General features: G+C 71.3%; 25 protein-coding genes and 1 pseudogene. 13 read left to right on the top strand and 13 right to left on the bottom strand.

All coding sequences use genetic code 11. The features are described from left to right. Window positions 1-3 precede the first annotated feature (3 nt). From ACE1OC_RS19525 to ACE1OC_RS19505, 5 genes are all read right to left on the bottom strand, one after another. Window positions 4-1,497 (bottom strand): hypothetical protein, encoded by a 1,494-nt coding sequence (locus ACE1OC_RS19525; RefSeq protein ID WP_407838079.1) that lies wholly within the window; start codon window positions 1,495-1,497, stop codon window positions 4-6. Next, window positions 1,494-2,423, bottom strand: a complete 930-nt coding sequence (locus ACE1OC_RS19520; RefSeq protein ID WP_407838078.1) for a hypothetical protein — start codon at window positions 2,421-2,423, stop codon at window positions 1,494-1,496. Before ACE1OC_RS19520 ends, ACE1OC_RS19525 begins: the two co-directional genes overlap by 4 nt. 126 nt (window positions 2,424-2,549) lie before the next feature. Further along, window positions 2,550-2,825: a hypothetical protein gene (locus ACE1OC_RS19515; protein WP_407838077.1), complete on the bottom strand. Its 276-nt coding sequence runs from the start codon at window positions 2,823-2,825 to the stop codon at window positions 2,550-2,552. 62 nt (window positions 2,826-2,887) lie between these two features. After that, on the bottom strand, window positions 2,888-3,466 hold the full coding sequence (locus tag ACE1OC_RS19510; protein ID WP_407841616.1) for a DUF5994 family protein: 579 nt from the start codon (window positions 3,464-3,466) through the stop codon (window positions 2,888-2,890). A 128-nt stretch (window positions 3,467-3,594) separates the two neighbouring features. Next, complete coding sequence (locus ACE1OC_RS19505; RefSeq protein WP_407838076.1) at window positions 3,595-3,807, bottom strand: hypothetical protein; 213 nt, start codon at window positions 3,805-3,807, stop codon at window positions 3,595-3,597. Window positions 3,808-3,988: 181 nt separating this feature from the next. On the opposite strand from ACE1OC_RS19505, the gene ACE1OC_RS19500 reads away from it, so the two are divergent. Next, a complete protein-coding gene (locus ACE1OC_RS19500) occupies window positions 3,989-5,794 on the top strand; it encodes a serine/threonine-protein kinase (protein ID WP_407838075.1) in 1,806 nt (601 codons plus the stop codon). A 42-nt stretch (window positions 5,795-5,836) separates the two neighbouring features. Here the strand turns inward: ACE1OC_RS19500 and ACE1OC_RS19495 are convergent, their stop codons facing one another. After that, window positions 5,837-6,265: a DUF6223 family protein gene (locus tag ACE1OC_RS19495; protein WP_407838074.1), complete on the bottom strand. Its 429-nt coding sequence runs from the start codon at window positions 6,263-6,265 to the stop codon at window positions 5,837-5,839. A gap of 196 nt (window positions 6,266-6,461) precedes the next feature. Between ACE1OC_RS19495 and ACE1OC_RS19490 the strand changes: the two genes are divergently transcribed. Next, window positions 6,462-7,589, top strand: a complete 1,128-nt coding sequence (locus ACE1OC_RS19490) for a sensor histidine kinase (RefSeq protein ID WP_407838073.1) — start codon at window positions 6,462-6,464, stop codon at window positions 7,587-7,589. Continuing rightward, window positions 7,586-8,269 carry a response regulator gene (locus ACE1OC_RS19485; protein WP_407838072.1) on the top strand — a complete coding sequence of 228 codons (684 nt, stop codon included), beginning with the start codon at window positions 7,586-7,588 and terminating at the stop codon, window positions 8,267-8,269. The genes ACE1OC_RS19490 and ACE1OC_RS19485 overlap by 4 nt, the downstream gene beginning before the upstream one ends. A 125-nt stretch (window positions 8,270-8,394) precedes the next feature. Here the strand turns inward: ACE1OC_RS19485 and ACE1OC_RS19480 are convergent, their stop codons facing one another. Then, on the bottom strand, window positions 8,395-9,909 hold the full coding sequence (locus ACE1OC_RS19480) for a helix-turn-helix domain-containing protein (RefSeq protein WP_407838071.1): 1,515 nt from the start codon (window positions 9,907-9,909) through the stop codon (window positions 8,395-8,397). Window positions 9,910-10,262: 353 nt separating this feature from the next. Between ACE1OC_RS19480 and ACE1OC_RS19475 the strand changes: the two genes are divergently transcribed. Next, on the top strand, window positions 10,263-10,982 hold the full coding sequence (locus ACE1OC_RS19475) for a DUF4232 domain-containing protein (RefSeq protein ID WP_407838070.1): 720 nt from the start codon (window positions 10,263-10,265) through the stop codon (window positions 10,980-10,982). 114 nt (window positions 10,983-11,096) lie between these two features. On the opposite strand, the gene ACE1OC_RS19470 is transcribed toward ACE1OC_RS19475, so the two are convergent. After that, window positions 11,097-12,683 carry a carboxylesterase/lipase family protein gene (locus ACE1OC_RS19470; RefSeq protein ID WP_407838069.1) on the bottom strand — a complete coding sequence of 529 codons (1,587 nt, stop codon included), beginning with the start codon at window positions 12,681-12,683 and terminating at the stop codon, window positions 11,097-11,099. A gap of 96 nt (window positions 12,684-12,779) precedes the next feature. Between ACE1OC_RS19470 and ACE1OC_RS19465 the strand changes: the two genes are divergently transcribed. Both ACE1OC_RS19465 and ACE1OC_RS19460 read left to right on the top strand, forming a co-directional pair. After that, entirely contained in the window at window positions 12,780-13,352 is a 573-nt protein-coding gene (locus tag ACE1OC_RS19465) for a TetR/AcrR family transcriptional regulator (protein WP_407838068.1), read from the top strand. Window positions 13,353-13,969: 617 nt separating this feature from the next. Further along, window positions 13,970-14,977 (top strand): helix-turn-helix transcriptional regulator, encoded by a 1,008-nt coding sequence (locus ACE1OC_RS19460; protein ID WP_407838067.1) that lies wholly within the window; start codon window positions 13,970-13,972, stop codon window positions 14,975-14,977. Between the two features lie 34 nt (window positions 14,978-15,011). Here ACE1OC_RS19460 and ACE1OC_RS19455 read toward each other — a convergent pair whose 3' ends face one another. From ACE1OC_RS19455 to ACE1OC_RS19445, 3 genes are all read right to left on the bottom strand, one after another. After that, complete coding sequence (locus ACE1OC_RS19455) at window positions 15,012-15,164, bottom strand: hypothetical protein (RefSeq protein ID WP_407838066.1); 153 nt, start codon at window positions 15,162-15,164, stop codon at window positions 15,012-15,014. Window positions 15,165-15,288: 124 nt separating this feature from the next. Further along, entirely contained in the window at window positions 15,289-15,651 is a 363-nt protein-coding gene (locus tag ACE1OC_RS19450) for a hypothetical protein (RefSeq protein ID WP_407838065.1), read from the bottom strand. Window positions 15,652-15,752: 101 nt separating this feature from the next. Next, complete coding sequence (locus ACE1OC_RS19445; protein WP_407838064.1) at window positions 15,753-16,379, bottom strand: YbhB/YbcL family Raf kinase inhibitor-like protein; 627 nt, start codon at window positions 16,377-16,379, stop codon at window positions 15,753-15,755. 456 nt (window positions 16,380-16,835) lie between these two features. On the opposite strand from ACE1OC_RS19445, the gene leuC reads away from it, so the two are divergent. The 7 genes and pseudogenes from leuC to ACE1OC_RS19410 all read left to right on the top strand — a co-directional run. Next, window positions 16,836-18,233, top strand: a complete 1,398-nt coding sequence (leuC, locus tag ACE1OC_RS19440) for a 3-isopropylmalate dehydratase large subunit (RefSeq protein ID WP_407838063.1) — start codon at window positions 16,836-16,838, stop codon at window positions 18,231-18,233. 50 nt (window positions 18,234-18,283) lie between these two features. Then, complete coding sequence (leuD, locus tag ACE1OC_RS19435) at window positions 18,284-18,925, top strand: 3-isopropylmalate dehydratase small subunit (RefSeq protein WP_407838062.1); 642 nt, start codon at window positions 18,284-18,286, stop codon at window positions 18,923-18,925. Next, window positions 18,922-19,566, top strand: coding sequence for an L-threonylcarbamoyladenylate synthase (locus ACE1OC_RS19430; protein WP_407838061.1), 645 nt, complete (start codon window positions 18,922-18,924; stop codon window positions 19,564-19,566). Before leuD ends, ACE1OC_RS19430 begins: the two co-directional genes overlap by 4 nt. After that, window positions 19,563-20,816 carry a hypothetical protein gene (locus tag ACE1OC_RS19425; protein ID WP_407838060.1) on the top strand — a complete coding sequence of 418 codons (1,254 nt, stop codon included), beginning with the start codon at window positions 19,563-19,565 and terminating at the stop codon, window positions 20,814-20,816. Before ACE1OC_RS19430 ends, ACE1OC_RS19425 begins: the two co-directional genes overlap by 4 nt. 172 nt (window positions 20,817-20,988) lie before the next feature. After that, complete coding sequence (locus tag ACE1OC_RS19420; protein ID WP_407841615.1) at window positions 20,989-21,507, top strand: YbhB/YbcL family Raf kinase inhibitor-like protein; 519 nt, start codon at window positions 20,989-20,991, stop codon at window positions 21,505-21,507. A gap of 84 nt (window positions 21,508-21,591) precedes the next feature. Further along, complete coding sequence (locus ACE1OC_RS19415; RefSeq protein ID WP_407838059.1) at window positions 21,592-22,374, top strand: L-threonylcarbamoyladenylate synthase; 783 nt, start codon at window positions 21,592-21,594, stop codon at window positions 22,372-22,374. A 169-nt stretch (window positions 22,375-22,543) separates the two neighbouring features. After that, window positions 22,544-23,737: pseudogene (locus ACE1OC_RS19410) on the top strand (IS701 family transposase); the annotation flags it as partial. Window positions 23,738-23,931: 194 nt separating this feature from the next. On the opposite strand, the gene ACE1OC_RS19405 reads toward ACE1OC_RS19410, so the two are convergent. Then, entirely contained in the window at window positions 23,932-24,939 is a 1,008-nt protein-coding gene (locus tag ACE1OC_RS19405; protein ID WP_407838057.1) for a TauD/TfdA family dioxygenase, read from the bottom strand. 389 nt (window positions 24,940-25,328) lie between these two features. Continuing rightward, window positions 25,329-25,817, bottom strand: a complete 489-nt coding sequence (locus tag ACE1OC_RS19400) for a cupredoxin domain-containing protein (RefSeq protein ID WP_407838056.1) — start codon at window positions 25,815-25,817, stop codon at window positions 25,329-25,331. Window positions 25,818-25,825 lie beyond the last annotated feature (8 nt).

Here is a 25,825-nt window from a genome sequence, read left to right as displayed (position 1 = left end):
AGTTCAGGCGCGGTTGGGATCCAGGGTCAGCGAGGTCGACCCGTCGAGCATCCACGCGTCGAACTCCTCCTGCGTCCCGTAGACCGGCTGTCCGCCGAACTGCCGGGTCAGTACGGCGAGTTCCGTGAGAGCCAGGGCGGGACGGTCGCCGGCCAGCGCGGACTGCACGCGGCCGAACCGGGGGAGCACCTCCCGGGCCACGGAGGCGTTGCGCTCCCCGGCCAGCCGCTCCGTCGCACGGCGCAAGGCGTCGGCCACGAGGACCGCCGTGGCGGCCTCCTGTTCCAGGAGCCGGACCCTGGCTTCCGCCGCGGCATCCGCGCGGGCCGCGACGACGGCGATCTGCAGACCCTGGACGAGGATCCCGGCGGCCACCTGACCCACCACCCCTCCCACCAGCGCACCCACGACGGGCACGGGCAGGAGCGTCTGGCCGACGACACCGCAGCCCCAGGCGAGGCCGGTGGAAACGGCCGCGGTCGACGCGCTCGCGGCGAACTGCCGCGGGTTGATCTTTCCCCGCGCGAGCTCCAGCCCGGCCTCTGCCACGGCGAACGCGGCCTGCGCGGTGGCCCCGGGGAGCGACCCGCCCCCCAGCGCGGCCGGCAGGACACCCGCGGCGGCGGAGATCCGGACGGCTTCGCCGAGGGCGGCCAGCCCGCCGGAGCGGGCGGCCCCACCGACGGCCGAACCGACCGCCGTGAAGGCGGCGACGGAGGCCGAGGTCTCACCGGCCCGCACGCGCGCCGTCTCGCGCACCGCCGCACTCACCCCGGCGGCGATTCCGCCCAGCACGGCCGCGGACTTGGCGGCACCCGCCATCTGCTGCGCCCCGGCGCGCGCGGACTGCCGGTCCGCCCACCCGCGGGGGTCGCGCGCCGCCCGGTGCGCTTCGTCGAGCGTGATGCCCTCGCTGCGCACACCGCCCCGTTCGAGGTGGTCGGTCACATGGGCGCGGGCGTCCTGGTAGTTCTCGTACCGGAGCCCCTCCCGGGGCATGGTGAGCCGCTTGTCCAGCAGGTTCTCCACGTCCGCCAGCCGGTCGGAGGCCACCAGGCGCTGCATGCCGTCGTAGTGCGGCCGGGCCAACTGCTCGGCCGTGGTGGACGGTCGTCGGTAGAGCTTCGCCTGCGCCTGCCCCACGAGGCGGCCCGCGTCGAGGAGGTTCAGGTCGGCCGGGTCGGTCTGCGAACCGCTCGGGGCCCACTCGGTGACGACGGCTCGCAGCGAAGAGCCCTTGTCCACGGCGGACAGGTTGAAGGACAGCGCGTGCATCACCTCGAAGAGGTGCCCCGCGCGCTGCTCGTTGCCGATGTTCACGTAGCGGGTGGCCAGGGCTTCCGCCGTCTTCCTGGTCCGCAGCGTCTCCAGGGTGGCCAGGGCCAGCCGCCGGGTCGCCAGATCGGCCAGCGCCCAGGCGGCGGCATCGATCCCACCGGGCAGCGCCCGCCCCGGCACCGGCTGCGCCTGCGTGTCGTGCACCTCCCGCTCGCTCACGGGGCGTCCACGAAGGCTCCGAACCGGGCACGGCTGTCCTTCACCACGCGGTCCGACAGGTCGGTCACATCGCCGTTCTCGTCGGTGAGCGGAGTTGCCATGACGGCGGCCACGACACCGGCCAGCCCGACGAGAACGGCCACCTCGGCCCGCTGCTCGGGCGTGTAGGCGTCGTAGTCCTCCTGCCCCTCCACCAGGGCCCGGAAGGAGGGCAGCCGGCGCCTGATCTCCTTGCGGAGCCCGTTCAGCAGCTGCCGCACCTGGCGGCTGCGCTTGCCCGAGGCCGCGCCGCGCGCTTCCCGGATACGGAGTTCAGCGGCGGCCTTCTTGAGTTCGGCGGCCTCGGCCCGCGCCGCGCGCAGGTCCTTGCGGCCCTTCCACTCGAAGAAGCCGCCCGCCGCCAGCAGGACCGGCAGGGCCACGATGCCCGTGAGCACCGCCGTACCCGCCGCCACCCCGCCGCCGCCCGCCGCCAGCGAGCCGCCGCCCAGCCAGGCGAGCGTGGCGCTCGTCGCGGCCGCTCCGGACAGGGTGGAGATGGCCGTTCCCGTGGACGCGGCGGCGAACGCCCCCACCGCGGCGAACGTCCCCGCGGCCGCACCGGCGCCCACGGCGACACCGCCGACCACGGTGAGGACCCCGGTCACCGCGTCCAGTTGGATGCCGCGCACTTCCACGTCCACCAGCTCCGCCGCCGCGGGCTCGGCGAGGGCCGCCAGCTCGGGCAGATCCACGTTCTTCAGCCGGGAGAACACCTCGGCGAACGGTACGAGCGCCTTGCCGTAGGCCCTGCGCCGCGCCCGCTCCTGCGCCTGCGCCTCGGCCAGGAGCCCCTCGTTGAGCCGCTCTTGACGCTCGATCAGCTTCGTGCGCCGCTTGCCGTTCTTCTTCGCGAGCCCCATGGCGTCGAAGATCGCTATGCCCACTGAGCTGTCCCCCCGTCCTCGGCGCGCGGAACTCACCCGCGATCCCGGATCCCCTGATCCGCCCCATTTTGCAAGAAGCCGCTGACTCCGGCAGCCGTTCTCATCCGGTCAGTGCCGCCGGGCCTCTCACGTCTCGTCGGAGTGGGCGCCGGTGCCGACCGGGGTTCTGCTGGCGGCCATCCAGGTGCGGGTGGGGCCGGCGGGTGTTGCCGTGTCCACGGTGAGGTGGAGCCGGGTGCCGCCGTCGCGCCCGGGATAACTGCGCTGTTCGGCGCCGGCGAAGCAGCCGCGGAGGGCTTCTGCGACCGCGCGGGCGGCTTCGGGCGTGTGCGCGATGATCCGGACCTCGGCGCTGGTGGGCGAGGGCGGCGAGGGCGGTGTCTGGGGCTCGATGTACTTCACGCGGGTCTGTTCCTTCGTAGGGGGCGGAGGATCCGCCGGGTGGGCTCGACGACGGGTGGAGCTCACCTCCTGCCGTTGCCGGGCAACGGCAGGGTGCGCCGGTCGAGCGGGATCCCGACGGGGGACATGCAGGCTCCGCCTTCGCTCTCCCAGCCGGCTTCCTGGCGCTGGGCGTCGCTGATGCCGCGCCCGATGGCGGCCTCGTTGGCCATCAGCACGCGCGGGCCGAGGACGCTGCCGGGGATCGCGGCGGCGGCCATCAGCCGGGCCGCGGCGGCGGGCTCGGCCTCGGGCGGGACGACGAGGAGGTCCCACCGGCCGACGGTGTAGGAGAGCAGGATCAGGGTGTCGGGGTCCTGTTCGGTGAACCAGCCCACGTGCAGCGTCTGCTGTCCGGTCACGGGAATCGTGCGCGGGATGACCGGCCAGCGGGTGGGGTTGACCGTGACGCGGGTGACGCGCCCCCAGGGCTCTGCCAGGGCGGCGGCCAGCGCGGGGAGCTCGGTCGCGAGATCACGGGAACGGGGCCACCAGGCACCGTCCAGGCGGCCCGCGAGAGCGGTCTGCGGGGTGAGGAACAGGCGTGCCGGGCCGAGGGGCGCACGGACCTGGGGCTCGGCGCGGTAATCGGTCGTGGTCAGGGTCATGGCCATGTCGCGGACCCGTCCCCGGACCGTTCGCGAACGGTCCGGTGCAGTGATCGCCGGAAACGACGTCCGCAGCGGAGCGGGTGTGCGAAATGCTCCCGGTCCCTCCACGGTACTCCGGGTCAGAACGTCTCGTCGTGCAGGTCTTCCTCGCGCAGCAGATCGTTCTCGTGGCGGCGCGAGGCGTCCTCCCGTCCCTGCTTCTGCCCCTGCTTCCGTCCCTGCTCGCGGGACGCCTTGCCCGGCTGGGAGTGTGCGGGGTCTCCGGGGCGATGGTGCTCCTGCGGCTCGCGGGCCTGGTCCGGTTCCTTGCGCTTGTCCTGTCTACCGCCCATGACGGCAACTCCTCATGTCGTGTGAGGTACGGAGCCCCGTAGGCACTCGGTATCCGCGACTACGGGATGCTTCCATTCTGGCCCGTTCATCCAGGTCGCCGCACCCGGAAGACATTCCCCCGCAGGGCGCGAACCGGCCCCGGATACGATCTCAACTCCGTGATCATCAAGGGGGAATTGAATGGCGACCGCCGACCAAGCCGTGCTGAGTCCACTGGGGCCGAACGATCCGCAGGAGATCGCCGGATACCGGCTGCTCGCGCGGATCGGCGAAGGCGGAATGGGGTCGGTCTACCTCTCCCGAACCCGGGGCAACCAGCCGGTCGCACTGAAGGTCATCCGGCGTGAGTTCGCCCAGGAGCAGGACTTCCGTGCCCGTTTCGAGCACGAGGTCCAGGCCGCGCGCCGGGTGCAGGGCTACCACATCGTGCCGGTCGTGGATCACGACACCAGCGGTGAGCAGCCCTGGCTCGCCAGCGCCTACGTACCGGGTCTGGCGCTCGACGATGCGCTCGCCGCCCACGGGCCGCTGCCGATGCCCGCCGTGTTCCAGCTGATCGGCTGCACCGCACAGGCCCTGCATTCCGTACACGCCGCGTCGGTGATTCACCGCGACCTGAAGCCCAGCAACATCCTGCTGAGCTCGAACGGCCCCTGGGTGATCGACTTCGGCATAGCGCGCGCCACCGACGCCACCCAACTCACGCGCAGCGGTGGGTTCATCGGGACACCGCAGTACATGTCGCCCGAGCATGCGCTGGGCCGGCAGGTCACTCCCGCAACCGACATCTTCGCGCTGGGGCTGATCGCCGCGGTCGTGGCCACGGGGCGCCATCCGTACGGCGAAGGCGCGGGAATCTCCATCGCCGCCTCGATCGCCAACACCCCGCAGCAGGCACCGGACCTGAGCGGCTACCCGGATCCGCTACGGCCGTTGCTGGAACGCTGCCTGGCGGCCGATGCTTCCCGGCGGCCCGGCCCCGCCGAGCTGGCCGAGTGGTGCCGGGGTGCGGCGGGCCGCCCCCTGCGCGACTTCAAGGACTGGCTGCCCGCCGGGCTCACGGCGGAGATCGCGCGCCGGGAGCAGCTCTCGCAGACGGCCCCGCAGTCGACCCCGCAGACGACCCCGCAGACCCCGCCGCCGCCCTCGTACCAGCCGACGTACGTCCCGACGCAGGCGTCCGCGCCGGGCCATCCGACGCAGGGGACACCAAACCCCCAGGCGGCGCTCTACGCCGCCGCCACAACCACTGCTCCCGCTCCCTCCCCCTACCCTTCTCCCTCCGCCTTCCCTTCTCCCTCCCCCTTCCCCACTCCCGCTCCGTTCCCCGCTGCCCCGAGCCGTGGCCGCAGCCGGGTGCCCCTGGTCGTCGGCGCGGGGATCCTGGCCGTCGTCCTGGCCGCGGGCGGCGCCTGGTACGTATCGGGCGATGACGACAAGAACGGGAAGGAGGGCAAGGGCGGGGACAAGGCGGCGGACCAGCCGAATCCCGCTGCGTCCCAGCCGCAGGACCAGCCCCGGGCATCGGCGTCCGCGCAGCCGCAGACTCCCGCCGCTCCCGCTTACACGGTGGTGTTCAAGGACAAGGCGTTGAAGCTCCTGGCTCCCAGGGAGTTCGGCAAGTTCAACGACGTGGACCTCGACTTCCCGAAGGTGGCGCCTTTCGGAGAGATCTCCTACAGCAACCGGGAGCTGCAGATGGGGTACGCAGCCGTCGAAAGCGGAACGGCGTTCGGCAAGAGCGCGGGCCCCGCCCCGGAGCAGTGCGCGACGGGAGCCGCCACGAACCCGATCCCGGACAAGCTGAACAGCGACGCCCTCACCGGAGCGGACAGCGCCATCGTCCGGGGCGATCTGCTCTGCACGGTGACGTCGAAGGGCAACCTCGCGATGGTGAAGATCGTCGGCGTCGAGGCCTCGACCAGCAAGCAGTACGACGTCCCGACCTACCTCACCGAAGTGACCCTCTGGAAGCCGCAGTCGTAGCGGCCGGGTAGGGGGTGTCGTCCGACCAGCGGCACGCCCCGGTCACCGGCTGCGGCGGGAGCGGGTCAGAGCCCGCCCGCCCAGGGCCGTCCCGGCCAGCCCGAGCAGCAGGGCCACGTAGGCTCCGCCCAGCCCGTTGCCGGTGCCGAGTCCACCGTCGGCGGTGGCCGCGACCAGCCCGCCGAGGGCCATGGCGATCAGCCCCGCGACCACGGCCGCCTTGGCCCCGAGCGACCCGTTGGCAACGCCGAGACGGCCGCCGGGTCGTCTCAGCGCCAGCACGACGACGACCACGGCGGCCAGCCCCAGCAGCCCGCCGGTGGTGGCTCCGAGCCTGCCGAGGCCGAAGTCGGTGACACCGGCGGCGATCGAAACCGGCTGGACCGGGGCGTGCGCTGCCGCGGGTGCGGCAAGACCGAGCCCGGCGAGCAGGGCGGTCGCGGAGGCAGCGGACAGGCGGCGAGCGGACATCAGGGTGCTCCTTCTCTTCCGACGACTGGATGTGGTCCGAGCATGTCGGCCGAGCCCACGTCGGGTCGTCCTGCAGCCGCAGGCACTTCGCGCTACCACCGACGCGGCAGGTGTCGCCGGGCTACTGCGCACGTGGTAGCCGCCCCTCGGCCGCGCGCGGGATTCGCCCGCGTCGGCCCCGGGCTACGGTGCGCGCATGGACAAAGGACGGTTCCGCGTACGGGCCGGAGTCAGGGACTGGCTGATCGCCGTGGGCGTGGCGGCGGCGCTGCTGGTCACCGGTCTGTCGGGGCAGCACTCCGCCACGGGCCCCGGCCTGCTCGGCTACGTACTGTTGGCCGTCGGCGGCCTGGCGCTGGCCGCGGGCCGCCGGGCCCCGGTCGCGGTCCTCGCCGTCACCGGGCTCTGCTCGGTGGGCTACCAGGCGGCCGGCTTCGACGTGGCCGCCGTCGCGTTCCTCTTCGCGGTGTACGCGGCCGTGCGGGCGGGACACCGCACGGTCACAGTGGCGATGAGCGTGGCCGTGCTCGCGGCGCTCCCCCTCGCGGCCCTCGCCTCGGGCCTGCACGACACGGGCGAGGCGTTCGCACAGGCCCGGGGCGCCCTCCAGATCGCCTGGCTCATCGCCGCCGGCGCCGCCGGCGAAGCCCTCCGCCAAGCCGAGCAGCGGGCCGACGAAGCCGAGCGCACCCGGGAGGAGACCGCGCGGCGCCGTGCCGACGAGGAGCGGCTGCACATCGCGCGGGAGCTGCACGATTCGCTCACCCATCAGATCTCGGTGATCAAGGTGCAGTCCGAAGCCGCCGTCCACGTGGCCCGCAAGCGCGGCGAGGAGGTACCGGAAACCCTCCTGGCCATCCGGGAGGCCGGCCGCGAGGCGTCCCGCGAGCTCCGCGCCACCCTGGAGGCCCTGCGCGACGACGACACCACCCCGCCGCACGGCCTCGACCACATCCCCGACCTGGTGGCGAGGGCCGGCAAGACCGGTCTGCAGGCGACCCTGATGATCGAGGGGCAACGGCACGAGGTACCGGCCGCGGTGGGCCGTACCGTCTACCGGATCGTCCAGGAGTCCCTCACCAACATCGCCCGCCACGCGGACGCCACCACGGCATCGGTCCGCATCGACTACCGCCCGGACGCCGTCGCCCTCCAGGTCGACGACGACGGCACGGCCACGCCGGACGCCGTCCCGCTGCCCGGCATCGGACTGCTCGGGATGCGCGAACGCGTCACCGCCCTCGGCGGGCGGCTCCTGGCCGCACCGCGCCGCGAAGGCGGCTTCACCGTCCGTGCCGAACTCCCCGTGGAACGAGTCTCGTGATCCGTGTCCTGCTGGTCGACGACCAGGCGCTCATCCGCAGCGGATTCCGCGCGTTCCTCGACCTCGAGGACGACATCGAGGTCGTGGCCGAAGCCGCCAACGGGCAGGAGGGCCTGGAGCTCGCCAGAGCGCACCTGCCCGACGTAGCCCTCATCGACATCCAGATGCCGGTACTCGACGGAATCGAGACGACCCGGCGCATTGCGGCCGATCCGGCGCTGACCGGCGTCCACGTCGTCATGCTCACCAACTACGGCTTCGACGAGTACGTCTTCGACGCCCTGTCCGCAGGCGCCGCCGGATTCCTCGTCAAGGACATCGTGCCGGAGGACTTCCTGCACGCCGTACGCGTGGCCGCGCGCGGCGACGCCCTCCTCGCACCCTCGATCACCCGCAAGCTGATCAACCGGTACGTCACGCAACCACTCCCCACCGACACGGCCACGGTGCTGGACGGTTTGACCGGCCGCGAACGTGAAGCAGTCGTCCTGGTCGCACACGGCCTGTCCAACGACGAGATCGCGGCCCGCATGGTGATCAGCCCACTGACCGCGAAGACCCACGTCAACCGGGCCATGACCAAACTCCGCGCCCGCGACCGCGCCCAGCTCGTGATCTTCGCCTACGAATCCGGCCTGGTGGCCCCGCGCAGCTCCCCGCAAGGCTCGTACGGGCGGTGAAGTACGAGGTCAGGGCCTGGGACGGATCGCAGATCCGCCCCAGGGACCCGGTGCGATCGTCCACTGGGTCCGTCCTCACGGGTCCGTCAGCCCGACCGACAAGGAGGGGTGCCAGGAGGCGCGTTTCAGTCCGTGTACGGCAGCCAGCCGTTCTTGTTCTCGTTGTACCAGTAGCTGTGGCCGGTGTTCAGGGCGACCGTGCGGAACGGGCGGCCGTGGTCGTCGATGCGGGTGGTGCCCTTGCGGTCGCCACTGCTCCACGCCAGCTCCAGGTACCAGCTGACGTCCCGACCGAGTGTGGCGGCGTCGACGTTCAGCACCTGGGGGTCGGTGGCGGAGACCTTGTACGGGAAGTCGGTCGAGGCCGTCGTCCGCTCGCCCTCCTTGCCGGGTACGGGCCTGGCCCTCGGGGAGGCGTCGTCCAGGTCCACCGCGAAGGACGCCGGCACCAGTGCGCCGCCGCAACCGGATCCCATGGTGTACGCGTTCCAGCCGGGAGCCTTGCGGCCGCTCACGACATGGACGTACAGCGCGTGCAGGACCGCGGCCTTGCCCTCGGTGCCCTGGACGGTCAGCTGCATGCGCAGGTGCCCGGCCGGGACGGCGTCCAGGGCCCTGGCCCACCCTTCGGTCGCCTGCCCGGCGGGGGGCGGGGGGACCGTGCCGGGTGCCTTGTCCAGGGCGAACCACTGGTCGCAGGGGCTGTCCCAGTTGTCGGGCAGGACGTTGACCGTGAACGGGGCGGTGGCGGAGGCCCCCTCCTCGGCGGTGTCCGGCGAGGTGGACGCGGACGCTGCCGAGGCGGACGTTGCCGAGGGGGAGGACGGTCCGGGGCTGGACGGGGGTGCGGAATCGGCCGTGGGCGTGGGTGACGACGACCCGCCGGACGGCAAGGCCGGGCCCGCCGCCGCCCGATCGCGCGAGGACGACTGGACGGCGCCGTGGCGCTTGTCCCCCTGACCCGCATCTCCCATGGCGGAGACGGCGGCGGCGGTCCCCGCCACCGCGGCGGTGGCCACGGCGGCCGCGACGGCGAGCAGCAGCCGAGGACGCCGGGCCCCCGGTACGGAAGCCCGGGCGCGGCCCGGCTGGACAAGGACGTCGGGGTCCTCCGCCGGTGCAGGTGCCGGTGCAGGTGCCGGCGCGCGGATGGGCGCCGGGTCGGGTGCCTCCGCAGCGGCAGGTCCGGGCGCCGGGGCGGAGCCGGCCGCGGACGCCGGGGCCGGTGCGGGGTCGTCGGTCTCCGCCTGAGGCAGGACCTCCGAAGCCTCCCCGGCCACCACCACCTCCGCCGCCGCCGATGCAGGCGGCACCTCCGGCGCGGCGTCACCGCCCAGCGGCGCCGCGGAGTTCGCCGCCCCCGACCCCGAGGCCTGCCCCTCCGTCGCCCCCCGCCGCCGCTCCACCAGCGCCAGCAGCCACTGCCGGTGCAGCGCGAGCAGTTCGTCGGCCGAGGCACCGCAGACTCGGGCGAACCGCTCCACCGGGGCGTAGTCCGTGGGCACCGCCGCGCCGCTGCAATAGCGGTGCAGCGTCGAGTTGCTGGAGTGCAGACGCTTCGCGAGCGTGCCGTAGCTGCGCCCCGAGCGCTCCTTGAATCCGCGCATCAGCTCCGCGAACCGTTCCGTCTCCGTGGCCATTCCACCCTCCCCCTCATCCCGGAAGCACGTTCCAGGCTCACCCGATCGCCCAGGTGAGAGGGGTCGGGAGCGTTCCAGGGTTTCTACTATCCCGTCCCAGCCGCCACTGGGACAAAACCCGCCCCACAGTTGCGTCATCAGCCCGTCGGTCCGCCGATCGGATCGACGAGCGGATTCAGCGGTCGCAACGGGAGGGCCCCCACCCGCCCCACCGACCGCCCTCGGCCGCCTGCGACAGCAGCCGACCGGAACAACACCCCACGCAACGTCTCGTCAGGCGGAAAGCGGAAGCCTCCGCCTGACGACCACATCCACATCCACACCCACACCCACACCCACACGGAGAGTTCCCCATGCGTACCTACCGACTCCGCACCACTGCCCTGGTCGCCGTCACCACCGGCCTCGCTCTGGCCCTGACCGCCTGCGGCGGCTCGGACAGCGCCGGCGGTCCGACCGGGAACCCCGCCGCGACCAAGAGCGCGGACCAGCCGGCCTCGACCGGCACCGTCACGCCGTCCGGGGAGGGCTCCTCCGCCGCCCCAAACGACGGCAAGGCCACCGGATCCGGCACGGCCACCGTCACCCCGGCGAAGGCCGGTTCGGGCGGCAAGAACACGGGGGACACCACCGGTGACTCCTACGCCTACTCCCACCCCTGCTCGGCGCGCAACCTGACCGTCAAGGTCACGTCCCCGGCGGGCACTCCGGCCACCGTCCGCATCATCACGGTGACCAACAACGGCTCCACCTCCTGCGGCCTGGACTACTTCCCCACCGTCGGCTTCAGCGCCAAGGGCAGCGCGCTCGGTCTCCAGGCCACTGCCCCCGGTGGACTGGGCGGCGCCCCGGCGTACCCGGTGCGCCCCGGCGCCACCGCGTACGCCGCCGTGGACCTCAACCCGTCGGGTGGCAACGGCCCGGTGGCCGACGAGGTCAACGTCCTTGCGGACAAGGAGCACATGCCGAACGCGGACGGCGTCAGCCTCCGGCTGGCCAAGCCGGGCACCGTCGCCAACCCGAAGGTCGGCCTGTACCGCACCACCACCCGCGACGCACTGACCGCCTTCTGACCGGAGTCCGGAGTCCGGAGTCCGGGGGCCACGGCCCCCGGCCCCCGGTCCCCGGTCCGTCCCACGGGGGTCCAGGCGGAGCGAACCCCGGTACTGAGCGCTGTTTGCTCGGCGTCAGCGGAGGTTCTTCCAGAACGCATGGTTGTGGTCCTCGGCGAACTCCGTGCGCTTCCACGGCCCCGAGGTCAGCGACTGCACGTAGCCGCCGCCGCGGAAGCTCGGCCAATCCGTCTTTCCGGACTCGGCGAACTCCACCCAGGTGTCCGTCATCCGCTTGCCAAGGCGCTGCTGCTCCTCCGTCAGCTTCTCGAACAGGGGCAGCTTGAAGTCGAAGAGGTAGGACAGCTCCGACATGTGCGAGGCGCGGAGCTCGAAACTGAGCTTCGGGTCGCCTGCCCACGAGGGCGTCTCGCGCTCGCTGAACTCGAACATCCGGGTCGGCGTCCAGCGCGACAGCAGCCGGGCGGTGTCCAGCGTCGGAACCGACCAGGTGCGGTCGGTCCGTACCGTGGCCAGGGCCTCGCCGGCCGAGCCGAAGCGGCTCAGCGGGTAGCGGGCCAGTACCGCGCCGGCCCGGGCGCCGAACTCCTTGCGGATCTCGGGCTCGTACGCCTCGGGCGGCATGGGATCGCCCGTCAGCTCCTGGCCGAGGATCCGGCCGCGCTCCTCGTCGTGGTTGACCCCGATGAGGACCGGGACACGGTTGAACTTGCCCGTGCGCAGCGCCTCGGCGGGGGCCAGTGGCATGAGGTCCGTACCGGCGATCGGGCGGGGCTCGTTCCAGGTCCCGTACGCCTTCATCAGCGTGGCCGCGTCAGTGCCGCGCAGGCAGGACTCCGCGTCGTTGCAGTCCTTGCCCTCCTCGGACTTCAGCTCCTTGAGCTTGGCGAGCGTGGCCTTGGCCTCGATCTCGGCTTCCTCCCGGGTGCGGGAGCCACCCGTGGCGCAGGGCGCGCTCTGCACGATGGCGCGGTCGAACAGTCCGGCCGACTTCGGCGAGGCGAGATGGCCGCAGACGCTGTACCCGCCGCCGGACTCACCCATGATCGTCACGTTGTGGGGATCGCCCCCGAAGGCGCCCGCGTTGGCGCGGACCCAGCGCAGCGCGGCCTGCTGGTCCTCCAGGCCGAGGCCGCCGGAGGTCTTGAGCGCCGGGTCGGACAGGAAGCCCATGACACCGAGCCGGTAGTTGACCGACACGACGACGGCGCCCTCGGCGGCCAGCCGCTCGGGGCCGTAGAGGTCGCCGCTGCCGAACATCAGGCTGCCGCCGTGGATCCACACGATCACCGGCCGCTTGCCGGCCGGCTTCGCGGGGGTGGTGACGTTGACGTAGAGGCAGTCCTCGGCCTCGCTGGGGACTCCGATGGGGAGCCCGGCCGGCTGCGAACACGGGGATCCCGGCGCGGTCGCCTCCCGCGCCCCGGTCCAGGCGGCGGCGGGCCGCGGCGAGGCCCAGCGCAGGTCCCCGACCGGCGGGGCGGCGTACGGGATGCCCTGGAAGCTGCGCAGACCGTCGACCGAGGTGCCGCGGACCGCGCCGCCGGTGGTGTCGACGACCGGTCGGGCGCTGCCGCCTGCTGCCGCGTGCGCCGGGCCGGCCGGTGCGAGGCCCAGACCCATGCCCAGGCCCATGCCCAGCGTGGCCAGCGACAGCGCGGCGGCGGTGAACCCCTTCGAAACGTTCCTGGTGTGTCTCATGGCCCGAACGCTACGCAAGCTTGCACGATCGTGCAATACGCTTGTCTAACTCGATCGCATGAGACGTTCGTGCCATGCGGGCGCTAGGCTCCGGACATGGGAAACCGGGAAGCGCTGCTCATCGGCGCCAAGGCGTGCCTGCGGGAAAAGGGTTACGACCGCACCGCCGTGCGCGACATCGCCACGGCCGCCGGCGTGAGCACCGCCGCCATCGGCTACCACTACGGCTCACGGGAGGCGCTGCTCAATCAGGCCCTGTTCGAGATCCTCGACGAGTGGGGCGACGCGATGGGCCGGGCGCTGGTGCCGGACGCCGACGGCTCGTCCCGGGCGCACTTCGAGCGCATCTGGGAGAGCTTGATCGAGCAGTTCGGCGCGCACCCCGACCTCTGGCTGGCCACGGTGGAGCTGTTCATGCAGGCCCAGCGCCAGCCGGAGCTGCGCGCCGCCCTGGCCGGCGGCACCGCCCAGGGCCGACGCGGCATGGCGGCCATCCTGGACGGCGTCAGCGAAGACGAAGTGCCGGAGACCTCCGTCCGCACCCTCGGGACCGTGCAACTGGCGCTCGTGTCGGGCGTGATGTTCCAGTGCCTCAGTGACCCCTCCAGCGCTCCCACCGCCGCCGAGGTGCTCGAAGGCGTCCGGGCCCTGGCCGAGATCGCGCGCTGACCCCGGCGCGGTGAGGGTCGATCCGGACAGCGAAGTCTCCGAGCTGTGTGGACGGCCCTGGTGGTCGAACGGGCCGGGCGTATCGAATCGCGGCCGTGCCAGCGGTGTTGAGCCAGCTCGTGTAGATTGACAATCTGTTGAATCGGCGGGGGCTGAGGTGCGGCTGGGGTCGGCGTGCATGGTGCGCTGCCCTGGGCCAGGGACGTTCAGCAGGATCGGTACGGGGAGATGAACGTGTGAGTGCCTGCGACGGGGATCACCACACGGCGGACATCATCTTCTAACGCCGCTATCGGGGCAGTGCCCCACACGGGTGGCCCGGCCGGCCAATCGTCGGCCCGCCGCCTGTCTTCCACGCGCCGGTCCCGCGATCACCTCGGTCGGGGCCGCGCGTTCGCCGCCGTCCGTTTTCCTGAGAGCCGCCGGTATCCCGCGGCCCACCTGCAGCGGTCGCCTTCACCGGCGATGCCGTAGAACCCCACGGCCCTGCGCTTCAGCCTGGCGGCCATCCCGCCGCGCATCGCGCAGAACAGGAACAGGACCCGACGGCAGGGACGGCCTCCGACTGGATCACGATCACGCCGACTACCCCCGGCAAAGGGCGGGGGTGTCAGGAGATGGGGGAGTCGATGCTGGAGTCTCTTGGCCTGGACATGGACGCACTTGCCGTGTATCGGGCGATGTTCGAGTACCCGCAAGCCGAAGTGAAGCAGCTCACCGAGCGGCTGGGCTGGCCGGAGGAGCGGGTCCGCACCGCCATGGACGCCTTGGCCCAACTCTCGCTGCTGAGACCGTCCTCCGACGTGCGGGGAGCGGCCCGCGCGGTCAATCCGGAGGTCGCCTTCGCGGCGATGATAGAAGCCCGCGAGGCGGAGATCTTCGAACGTCAGCGGGAACTGCAGGCCAGCCGCACCGCCGTGGCGCGCATGGTCCAGGACTACGGAGAGCTGCGCTCCTCGCAGCGAAGTGGCGGAACAGAGCAGCTGATCGGGCTCGACGAGGTCCGGGCCAAGATCGAGTCCCTCACCCGGTCGGCCCAGCACGAGCTCGTCAGTCTCGTCCCCAGCGGTTCCATCAGCGCGGAAGGGATCAAGGCCAGCCGACCGGTCAACAAGGAACTCCTGGGGCGCGGCGTCCGGATGCGCACCGTCTACTTGGCCAGCATGCAGAACAACACCGCGACCTCCGCCCATATCCGGTGGCTCGCGGACCTCGGCTGCGAAGTTCGTACCCGCCCGGCGTTGCCGATCCGCATGATGATCGTCGACCGCGAGCTGGCGCTCGTGCCGCTGGATCCCGACGAGGTCAACAGCGGCGCGATGCTTCTGCGGGGCAGTGGAGCGACCGCCGCCCTGTACGCACTCTTCGAATACATCTGGGGCATCGCCACCCCCTGGGGGGAGAGGCCGGAGAAATCGGATGACGGTCTGACCGGCCAGGAGCGCGAGGTCCTGCGTCTGATGGGAGAAGGGCACACGGACGAAGTGGTGGCCCGCAAACTGGGTGTTTCGGTTCGCACCTGTCGGCGGATCACCGCCGAACTGTCCACCCGCCTAGGCGCCGTCAGCCGATTTCAGGCCGGACTCCGTGCGGCTCAGGAAGGCTGGCTGACAAGCCGCTCCTGAATTGTTCGTGCGGTAAGAGGGGAGAGCGGGCGAATCAGCCCCAGGTCGCGTCATCGGCGGTCGCGACGGGCGGCGCGGCCGCCGTGGAATTCACGGACGTGGAACCGCTGTCGGCCCAGGCGGCGGAGCCGAGAGTGAGGCCGAGGGCGACGAAGAGGAGACCGGCCGTACGGCGAATGGTGTTCATGAGAGCAATTCCCCCTGTGTGATGACGTGACTTCTTTGACGTTCTCGCAAATGACTTCTGGAAGTCCGGCACCGTGCCGGTCTTCCCCCGTGACACCAAGCATCTGTCACGGGGAGTGCGCGTGTCAGCGCTCTGAGCTGTCAGGGTCCTGCCCTGGCAAGGCCTTGCCACCCGAGCCGGCGTCGCCCAGCAGGGCGGGCCCTGCGAGCGCGGCGACCAGGTCGGCGCCGCAGCGGGTCAGCAGCCAGCCGCGTAGTTCTGGGCGGCTGGTCAGTAGCGCGGTGTGGATGCGCAGGGCGGACCTCTCCGCCGCGGCGAGGCTCGTGCCGAGCAGGAAGAGCGTGACGTCCGCCCCCGCCGGGTCCGTCTGCACATACACGTGCTCGAGGCCGTCGGCCGTATCGGCCGCCTCCAGCAGCAGCTCCCGCAGTCTGGTGCGGGAGAGCGGGTCCACCCCGGCGACGAGCCGGGTGTTCACCAGGTACATCCGCTGCCCTGTCTGGTCGGGTCCCGGGCGTGCCGGGAGCGGTTTCCCGTAGCCGGTCGGCCCGTGGCCGCGGGGGCGCCGCTGCCGTGGGCCGGACGGCTTCAGGCGAGCGACGGGTCGAGGGAGTAGTGGCCGGTGAACGACGTCTCGTCCAGGACGTGGCCGTCGATCGCCTCCAGGACGTCGGCGGCGGTAAAGGTGCCGTCCAGGGGAACGCGCTCCAGGTCCGTCGCGTAGAGGAGGAACACGTAGCGGTGCACAAGCCCGTCGTTCCGCGGCGGGCACGGGCCGTCCGGCCCGGAGCGGCCGCCGGCCTTCGCCGGGGCTCCGGCGAAGAAGCCCCGGTAGCCGTTGGCGCCCTGGCGGGCCCCGAAGGCGGCCTCCGGGCCGGGCTTTCCACCGGGAAAGCCGTCCTCGCCCAGCGCACCCTCGGCGATCTCGCCGAGTCCGGGATCGATGTCGACGAGCACCCAGTGGTTGAACTCCTGGCGGGGCATGTCGGCCGGGACGGCCCGTCCTGTCCGGTTCAGGTCGTCCAACTCGGCCGGGATGCCCACGTCGACGGCGGCCAGTACGAGCGAGCGGGTCCCCTCGGGTACGTCCGACCAGGCCACGTGCGGGTTGCGGTTCGCCGCTCGGGCGTCGTGGTCGGCCCGGTCGACACGGCGGTGGGCCACACGCCCGGGAAGCCGACCCTGGTCGTCGAACGTGTTGCTGAATACTTTCATGCGTAAATCCTCCTGTGTCTTTCCAGGCGTAAAACCGACAGATGGAGAAGACGTTTCGGCCTAGCCCTCGGCATTCGCCGTGATGTCGGCCCGGCCGCTGTCGAGTCTGCTGCGGAGGGTCTGTGGAAACCAGAGGAGCGGGGCGGCAGCGTCCTGCCCCGGCAGCATTCGGACGTTCCGCAGTGGCATGGGGTTGCCAACGCAGGCTGATGCCATTGGTTTTGGTTGCCGGTGCTCTTCCACCCGGGCCAGAGTTGTCGTCAGCGGGCCTCACGGCCGCACTCGACGGTGTCGCCTCGCGTGACGGACGGCGGGGAGTTTCAACGGCTATCTACAGCTTGGGAATTCGCCTGTTGTTACATGTCTCAGCCTTTGAAAGGCAGCCGAGTTGCGTATGTGTCCCTTGCTACTGTCTCAAAATGTAATCACGCAGTCCACAATATGAAATGAGTTGCCGTGGCCAGGAACACCCTGTTGGAGCGTGTCTGGGCGGAGCACACCATCGACGGGACCGGCGGTGAGCTCGTCTACGTCGACATGCACCTGCTGCACGAACTGACCTCCCCTCAGGCCTTCGAAGGGCTCCGGGAGGCAGGCCGGAAGGTGCGTCGCCCGGACCTGACCGTGGCCACCGCGGACCACGACGTCCCGACGCGGAGCCGGCGGGTACCGCTCAGCGACTCCATCGGTCGCCGCCAGCTGGCGCTCCAGATCCGCAACAGCAGGGAGTTCGGGGTGGAGCTCCACCCCATGAACAGCCTCGGCCAGGGCATCGTGCACGTCATCGGCCCGCAGATGGGCCTCACCTTGCCCGGCATGCTGATCGTCTGCGGCGACAGCCACACCGCCACCCACGGCGCGTTCGGCGCGGTGGCCTTCGGCATCGGCACCAGCCAGGTCGAGCACGTGCTGGCCACCCAGACGCTGCGCATAGCCAAGCCGAAGAGCATGCGCGTCCTCGTCAAGGGGACACCCGCGGCCGAAGCCACCGCCAAGGACATCGCCCTGGCGGTGATCCGGGCCATCGGCACCGACGGCGGCACCGGTCACCTCATCGAGTTCCAGGGCGACGTCATCGAGCGCATGAGCATGGAAGGCCGGATGACGCTGTGCAACATGGCCATCGAGGCCGGTGCCCGCAGTGGAATGATCGCCCCTGACGAGACGACCTTCGCCTACCTGGAGGGTCGTGACCGAGCCCCCCGGGGTGAGGACTGGGAGAGGGCCAAGAAGGCCTGGGCCGCGTACCGCAGCGCCCCGGACGCCGAGTTCGACCGGGAAGTCGTGGTCGATGTGGACGGGCTGCGCGCGATGGTCACCTGGGGGATCAACCCCGGTCAGGCGGTCGCGGTCGACGGGCGGGTCCCGGACCCCGAGGCCATGGCCGATCCCGTCTCCCGCGAGGCCGGCCGCCGTGCCCTCGACTACATGGGGCTCGAGGCGGGGCAGCGCCTGGCCGACATCCCCATCCGCACCGTCTTCATCGGCTCCTGCACCAACGGGCGCATGGAGGACCTGCGGGCGGCGGCCGCGGTCGTGGAGGGACGCAAGGTTGCCGCCGAGGTGACCGCCCTCGTCGTGCCCGGCTCGGAACAGATCAAGCGCCAGGCGGAGGCCGAGGGCCTGGACCGCGTCTTCACGGAAGCCGGCTTCGAGTGGCGCAATCCGGGCTGCTCGATGTGCATCGCCGTCAACGGTGACCGGGTGCCCACCGGCACCCACTCCGCCTCCACCTCGAACCGGAACTTCGAGGGACGGCAAGGGCCCGGAGCCCGTACCCACCTGGTGTCCCCCGAGACGGCTGCGGCGACTGCGCTGCTCGGGCGCCTGGCCGGCAGCGCGGAGATCTCCTGAAGGTCCCGGGACCGCCTTGCCGGGGATATATTTCTGACTAAGGATCAAAAATGGAAAAAATAGAAGTAATACGTGGGCGAGGCGTCCCGCTGGACGCCTCCGACGTGGATACGGACCAGATCATTCCGGCCGTGTGGATGAAGCGGGTCGAAAGGACCGGCTTCCAGGACGGTCTGTTCCAGAAGTGGCGCCGTGACCCGGAGTTCGTCCTGAACCGCCCCGAGCGCGCGGGGGCCACCATCCTGGTCTCCGGCCCCAACTTCGGCTGCGGTTCCTCGCGGGAGCACGCGCCCTGGGCCCTGCGGGACTACGGCTTCAAGGTGGTGATCGCGCCGAGCTTCGCCGACATCTTCCGCAACAACCTGCCCAACGTGGGCCTGGTACCCGTCACACTCGACGCGGCCGCCACCGGGAAGATCATGGACGCGGTCACGGCGGACGCCACGGCCGAGGTGACCGTCGACCTGCTGCGGGCCACGGTCACCTGCGAGGCCGCGGGCGTGGTGGGGGAGCCCTTCTACCTCGACGAGGGGGCCCGCTACCGGCTCACGCACGGACTGGACCTCATCGACCTCGCCGCCGAGGCCGAGGAGGCCATCGGCCTCCACGAGGCATCCCGGCCCTTCTGGATGCCGCGTACCAACGGACAGGTCGAGGACGTCTTCGAGGACTCGGGGGTGGAGGTCGCATGAGCGCGGAGATCATCGACGAGGCCGACGGCGACGGAATCCGCCGGGCCGGTGACGCGCTGCGGGCGGGGGCAGTGGTCGCCGCCCAGACCGACACCAACTACGGCATCTTCTGCAACCCGTTCCTGGAGCAGTCCTGCGAGCGCCTGTACGACATGAAGCGCCGCGACGGCAGCAAGCCGCTGACCCTGTTCGTCTCCAGTCCCTCGGACTGGGTGCGCTGGGCCCGCCGGCCGGCGGGGGTGGACGTCGAGGCGCTGGTGGAGCGCTTCTGGCCGGGGCCGCTGAACCTCATCATGCGCAAGCGGGAACTCGTACCGGACTGGGTCACTTCCGGCAAGGACACCGTGTCCGTCGTCCACAACGTCAGCCGCACGCTGAACCAGCTGTCGCTCTACAGCGGGCTGGCGATCGCCGCCACCTCGGCGAACATCAGCGGCACCATGGACGAGGGCCTCGTCACGTTCGACATCGCCTACGAGCACATCGGCAAGCACTGCGACATCATCGTCCGCGCGGGCGCCCCCTCGAAGTTCACCCGCAGCAGCACCATCCTCAGCCTGCTGGACACGCCCGCCATCGTGCGCCAGGGGGATCTGGCGGCCGCGGAGCTCGCCCCGTACCTGCCGGGTCTGGAGCGATGAACGACGTGAAGGAACAGGCCGGCTACGCCGCACGGGTACAGGCCTACCGCATCGTCTCCCGCGCCTACTTCCACCTGCCGGTCGTCGTCGTCTTCCTCACCCAGCAGGGTTTCGGCCCGCTGGCCACGGCGGCCCTGCTCGCCCTCTACGGAGTCACCGCGGCCCTGGGGGACCACGTGGTGGCCCCCCTCCGGCGGCGGCTGTCGCTGGCAGGCTGTCTGGTGGCGGGAGAGGCCGTGAAACTCGCGGGCCTGCTGATCCTGCTGGCGCCGGTCTCCACCGGGGTCGCGGTCGCCTCCCAGCTGCTCGCCGGTCTGGGGTTCTGTCTGACGGCCGGGACGGACGCGGCCCTCGCCTCGACCCTGCTCTCCGGCGAGCGCTTCCGCACCAGGGAGGCACGGACCCAGGCGGGTATGTTCCTCATCTCCTTCGCCGCGGGCGTCCTCGGCGCGGTGGCCTACGCCCAGTACGACCGGGCCCCCTTCGTACTGTCGGCGTTGGGCTGCGCCGTCGCCGCGCTCGTCGTCCTGCCGGGCGGCCGGGGCGGGCTGCGCCCGCAGACGGCGGAGCCGGGCGCCGGCGGTACGGCGGCGCCGGGGCCGGGCCGGGTGCTGCCCTGGCAGGTACGGCTCTGGGCCTCGTACTACTCCGTGTCCCGTGCCGTGCTGCTGACCGCCTACACCTTCCTGCTGCCGCTGCTGCTGTTCTTCGGGGAACGGCTCTCCGTGACCATGTTCGGCGCGGTGCTGGGCCTCTACACCCTGTGCGGACTGATGTCCGTACGGCTGTCCCTGGCCTGGCAACGCCGGTACTCGGCGACCACTCTCTTCTGGCTCAGCAGCGGTGCCATGGTGCTCGGCCTGCTCCTCCTCGCCCCCGGCGGCCTGCTCGCCATCGCCGGCGGCACCGCGCTGCTGGGCCTGGCGGGCGGCACCGTCCGGCCCACCACGATGGGCTTCCTCGGACCGGCCATGGCCGGCCTGTCCGATGCGGAGCGCCAGCGGGTGACCCGCGGCCTGGAGCGGCGCCAAGGCATCGTCCAGGCAGCCCTGCTGATCGGCGCGGGCCTGTGGCTCGGCTCCGGCGGCACCGCCACGGAGGCTGTGGTGGGGTGCGCCGTGCTGGTGGTGGCCGGCCAGGCGGTCGCGGCCCGGCTGGTGGCGCGCGGGCAGTCCGGGACGAAGCCGGACGGCGGGCCGGAAGACCGGACGCCCGCCCGGTCCGGCGCCCCGCCCGTGTCATCGGCATGACTCCGGAGACGACACCGCGTCAGGACCCACTCCGAGAACGGCGCCGCCCGGCTCCGCGCCCGACCGCGTCTCACCGGTCCCCAGCCCAACCCTGTCCCCCGTTATCCATGTCCGCCGGCCCCCCGCCCGCTCGGCGCGGCCGGCGCACCGACGACGAAGGAGCACACCCGTGCTGACCCGTCCGATCCCGCCCCACCCCTATGACTTCCTCCCGGCGCTGCCCGAGCTGAAGGTCGTCTCCGACGATGTCCGGCACGGCGACCGCATGTCCGAGGCTCAGCTGGCCTCGGGCGCGAACGTCAGCCCCGCCCTCACCTGGGAGCCGGGCCCGGAGGGAACCGCCTCCTACGCGGTGACCTGTTTCGACCCGGACGCTCCCACACCGGGTGGCGTCTGGCACTGGGTCCTGGCCGACATCCCCCCGCACGTACACGGCCTGCCGGCCGGCGGGGAGCCCGGAGCCGGACGGGAGCTGCTCAACGACCTCGGCTCCCTCGGCTTCGCGGGAGCCGCCCCGCCGCCGGGAGACCGCGAGCACCGGTACATCTTCGCGGTCCACGCCCTGGGCGTGGCCGAGCTGCCGGTCGACGAACGGACCCCGGCCGCCCTCGTCGGCTTCCACCTGACGGTGAACTCCCTGGCCCGGGGCACGATCACCGGCCTCGCCCGGACCGCCGAGCAGTCCGAGTAGCCCCCGGCCGCCTCCCGGCGGCCCCTGCGACACCCACATCCCCGTGCGTCCGTACGGATTCCACAAGAGCGGAGCGAAATTCCGATGCCGAGCAACACCCCGCGTGGCCCCTGGCAGGGGGAGCCCGTACCCGAGGCCCTGGGGGCCCTGTCCGCGCCGGGCGGCCTGGTCGTCTGTGCGACCAAGGTCGGATACATCCTGATGACCACGGACGGCGGTGGTCTGGAGCGAAAGTTCGACGCCAAGCGGCGCAACCGGAACAAGCCCGGTGTCGTGCTGTGCGCCGATCTGGAACAGCTCAAGGAGCTGGCCGAGCTGAACGAGGAGGTCCTGGCCTTCTACGAGCGGCACTGGGAGCAGGACGTGCTGCTCGGCTGCATCCTGCCGTGGCGCCAGGAGGCCCTGGCGCTGCTCCCCGACGAGACCACCCGCGAGCTGGCCACGGACACCCGCGGCACCAGCTGCTTCGTGATCCGTTTCGGCCGGCCCGCCGAGCAGCTGGTCGAGCGGATGTGGTCCGAGCGCCGGCTCGTCTTCGCCAGTTCCGCCAACCCCTCGGGGGTCGGCAACAGGGGGCGGGTCGAGAACATCGGCACGCGCATCGAGGAGGAAGCGGACTTCATCGTCTGCGCCGACGACTACGTGGCCTCCGTCCAGCCCGACAAGGACGAGGACACCCGCCACGAACAGGGCGTCATGGTGTCCATGGTGGACGGTGAGGGGGCGCTCGTGCCCGTGCAGAAGGGGGAGCGGTCCGTTTCCCCGGCACCGGTGCTCATTCGTCGTGGTCTCGACTACCCGGTGATCATGGAGAACCTGTCGGAGATCTACCCCTCCTGGGACTACCGCCACGGCGAGTACTACTGAGGGAACCCGTCCCCGGGGCCCGGCCCGCCCATGGCCGGGCCCCGGGGACGGAAGGCACCACACGGCAGGGGGGCTGTCCGGGTCCGACCGCCGGAGCCGCCTCGGCCCTGTCGTGCGAAGTTCATCAGCCAGAGCTGAGATCGACTCTAGGGGGGAGTTGAAATCCGCAATGAATACACAGGCAGCATGGCTCGCACCGTCGTATGCCACACCGGCGCAGAGGGCCGCGGAAGAATGGGGGGAGCGATGTGACGACCTCCTGGAACAGGTGGGACTGCAGTTCTTCTCACGGTCCGACCTCAGGAATCACGCCCAGGAATACGTCCGTTCCCTGCTCGTGGGAACCACGATGGCCGAAAGCATTCTGCCGGCCGCGGCGGAGAGCGGAGCATTCTGGCTGCAGCAGCATCTGCTCGGCCGGTCGGTATGGGATGCCGACAGCCTGCGCGACTTCACCATGCGCTATGTCGTGGAAGGGCTGGCCGACAGTAGCGGACCCGGAGTCCTCGTCCTCGACGAGACCGCTTTCAAGAAGAAGGGCAACGCCTCGGCCGGGGTCGCCCGGCAGTATGCGGAGGCGCTCGGCGGCGCCGTCTCCTGCCAGATAGGGGTGATGGCGTCCTGGTCCACCCGGACCGGCACCGCCCTGGTCGACCGGGAGCTGTACCTGCCGCCCGACTGGGACACGGAACCGGTCCGGCGCCGCAACGCGCACGTTCCCGACAGGGCCCGCCACGTCTCCAGGGCCGAGCTCGCGCGGCGCATCGTCCACCGTTTCCGGACTCGGGCCCCGGCCGGCGCCGCGGCGGGGATGTGGGTCGTGGCCGATACCCAGCTGGGCTGCGACCGGGCCTTCTGCGCCTACCTGGAGGACCAGGGCATACCCCACGTGGTGGGAGTGCCTCCGGATCATCCCGTGCTGCCCCATCCGGGCTGGCGCAGGGTGTCCCGGCTGGTGCAGCGGTACGCCGAGGAGCGCGAATGGGACAGGCTGGCCGTCGGCTCCGACACGGTGGACGCCGGCCCCTGGGAGTGGTGGGTGCGGCGCATACCGTCGGAGCCGGTACAGACGGCCGGACAGGCGGCCGCGAGGCCGGGCGGCATGGCGCGCTGGCTCCTCGCCTGCCGCCGGGCGGGGGACCCGCAGCCGCGGCGCTACTTCATCGCCCGCGGCCCGGTGGACGTCTCCCTCTACGACCTGGCGCGGGCGGTCGCGGCCTGGCGGCACGGCCGCGACGCACTCGCCGGGGCCACCGAGCGCTGTGGCCTGGGGGCGTACCGCGTGCGCTCCTGGCACGGCTGGTACCGGCACATCACGCTCGCCCAGCTCGCGGCGGGCTTCCTGGCCGTGCACGCCGGCGGGCGCTCCTACGGATCGGCGCCCTGGGAGCCGGGGCCGTCCGTCCCGTGGGAGCCGCTGTCGCGCGTCGGCGAGAGGCGTTAGCGGACGCCGTGCGGACATGGCGGCGGCGACGCCTGGCGTTCCTGTCGCCGGGCGTCGCCGCCGCCATGTCCGTGGCCTCCGCGCGGGATGCGCGCGTGCGTCCGGGGGAGGGCTCAGTCCAGTACGCGTCCGCGCACCCCGTCGAGCCATACGTCGCTGTGGACGTCGGCGGCGGCGTCGTCGCGGAAGGCGTACGTCTTCAGGAGCCAGCGCAGCCGCGTGGTCTCGAAGTGCTGGATGTCCACCATCTGGCGGCTGTGCAGGCCGTCCTGGTTGGCGATCACGAGGAGGTCACCCTCCTGGATGCGGTGGTACTGCTCGCGGCTCTTGGCCAGCGCGTCACGGAACTGCCGCACTGCCTCGTAGTGCGCTGCCGAGGAGGGATCCGCGGGCATGGTGCGGGTGTCGTAGTAGCGGAAGCTGTGCTCGTTCTCCAGGAGCGTGTGCAGGTCGGAGACCTGCTGCTTCCGGTTGGAGGCGCGGGACAGCTCGTCGTAGGGAGTGACGAACGCCTTCTCCCGCAGCAGCTCCTGGTTCTCGGGAGAGATGAACTTCAGGAGTTCACGACCGTCCACGTACTTCGTGAAGACGAGGTCGTCCGTGGGGCAGCGCATGCCGAGCAGGGCCAGGTAGTCGGCCCGGACCGGGTGCGCCGTACGGTCGTTGTGCCAGTAGAGCTCCCAGTCCGTCTTCTGCGTCTGGGTGCCGCTGTAACGGTTGTCGGCGTACACGTCGTGGAAGAAGTCGCCGTTGTTGCGCGTGGCGTAGGAGAGAAGCGGGGTCGCGGTGAGCTGAGCGAGGAGCTCGAGCACTCCCTCCCCGACGAAGGTCTGCTTCTGCAGGTACTTGTCGTCCACCGGGTTCGTCTGGTCGAAGACCGGCCTGTCCACGTCCAGCGGGCAGTTGGACACTACGTGCGCGTAGGTCAGCTTGTCCTCGCGCTGACGCTTGATCAGGCGGCAGGCGTCGACGAAGCCGGCCGGTACGCGCTCCTCGGCGATGAGGCTTCCGATCGCGTCGCGGAACTTCTCGTAATCCGTGTACGGGTTCGCCCCGAGGAATGTCAGAGAATCCGAAAGGCTGCTGCGGTCGGTTTCCGAGAAGGTGTAAATCGCTTTCATGGGGCAGGTGATCCTCTGAGATTTGGAGGCGTCCTGCACCGGGATTCCCGGTGCAGGACCTTGGCGTTGATCGTCGACTCGGAGCGCTGTGGAGAAGGGTCGTGCCCAAATTCCTGGCCGAGTGGCTCCCGTCGACTGCGTACCGCCCTCTTGAGGCTTGATCAACTTATCCAAATCCCGTCCGTGGCAGGCGTATCCCGGAAGATGGTGATCTCCACCTGCAGAACTTTCTTTTCCTGTACAAAACGTCGTGCGGCGGCGGAACGGCGGCCGACGTCCAGGAACGGAGTCGACGGCTGTTGCTGTACTTCGCCGCCCGGGCGGGCGTTCACCTGGCGCAGCCGGGGTGAGCGCTCAAGTCCGGCAGCTCGAACGGGGGACGCGCAGTGTCAGCTGACGACGAGCGTCCCCTTCATCTCCGGGTGGACGGAGCAGAAGAAGGAGTAGCTGCCGGGCTTGGACGGTGCGGTGAAAGTCCCGGACGCGCCGCCTTCGATCGTGCCGGTGTCGAAGGCGTAGCCCTCGGTGGCGGTCAAGGTGTGCGGAGCCGTGTCCTCGTTGATCACGGTGACTGTAGCGCCGGCGGGTACCTTGACGTCCGCAGGGATGAACTTGAAGTCCTTGATGCGAACTTCCACACCCTCGACCGTCACGGTCGACGTGCTGGCGGGCGGGGATGCGGGCGCCGCACTGGTACTTGCGACGCCGGCGATGGAGAGAACGGCGCAGGCGGCGGCGACCGCTGCTCCCCGCGCACGGATGCGAATGCGGCGGGAACGGGTGAGCGACATGGCTTCCCCTCTCACGGATCTGTGATGGTCTCGACCGGCATGACGGTCGCTTCCTGCGGCCGTGATCAGCCGCGCGATGTCCTGCACGCGGTGTC

The organism is Streptomyces stoeckheimensis (assembly GCF_045822005.1).
GTDB lineage: Bacteria > Actinomycetota > Actinomycetes > Streptomycetales > Streptomycetaceae > Streptomyces > Streptomyces stoeckheimensis.
This window is presented reverse-complemented; position numbering and strand designations above follow the sequence as displayed.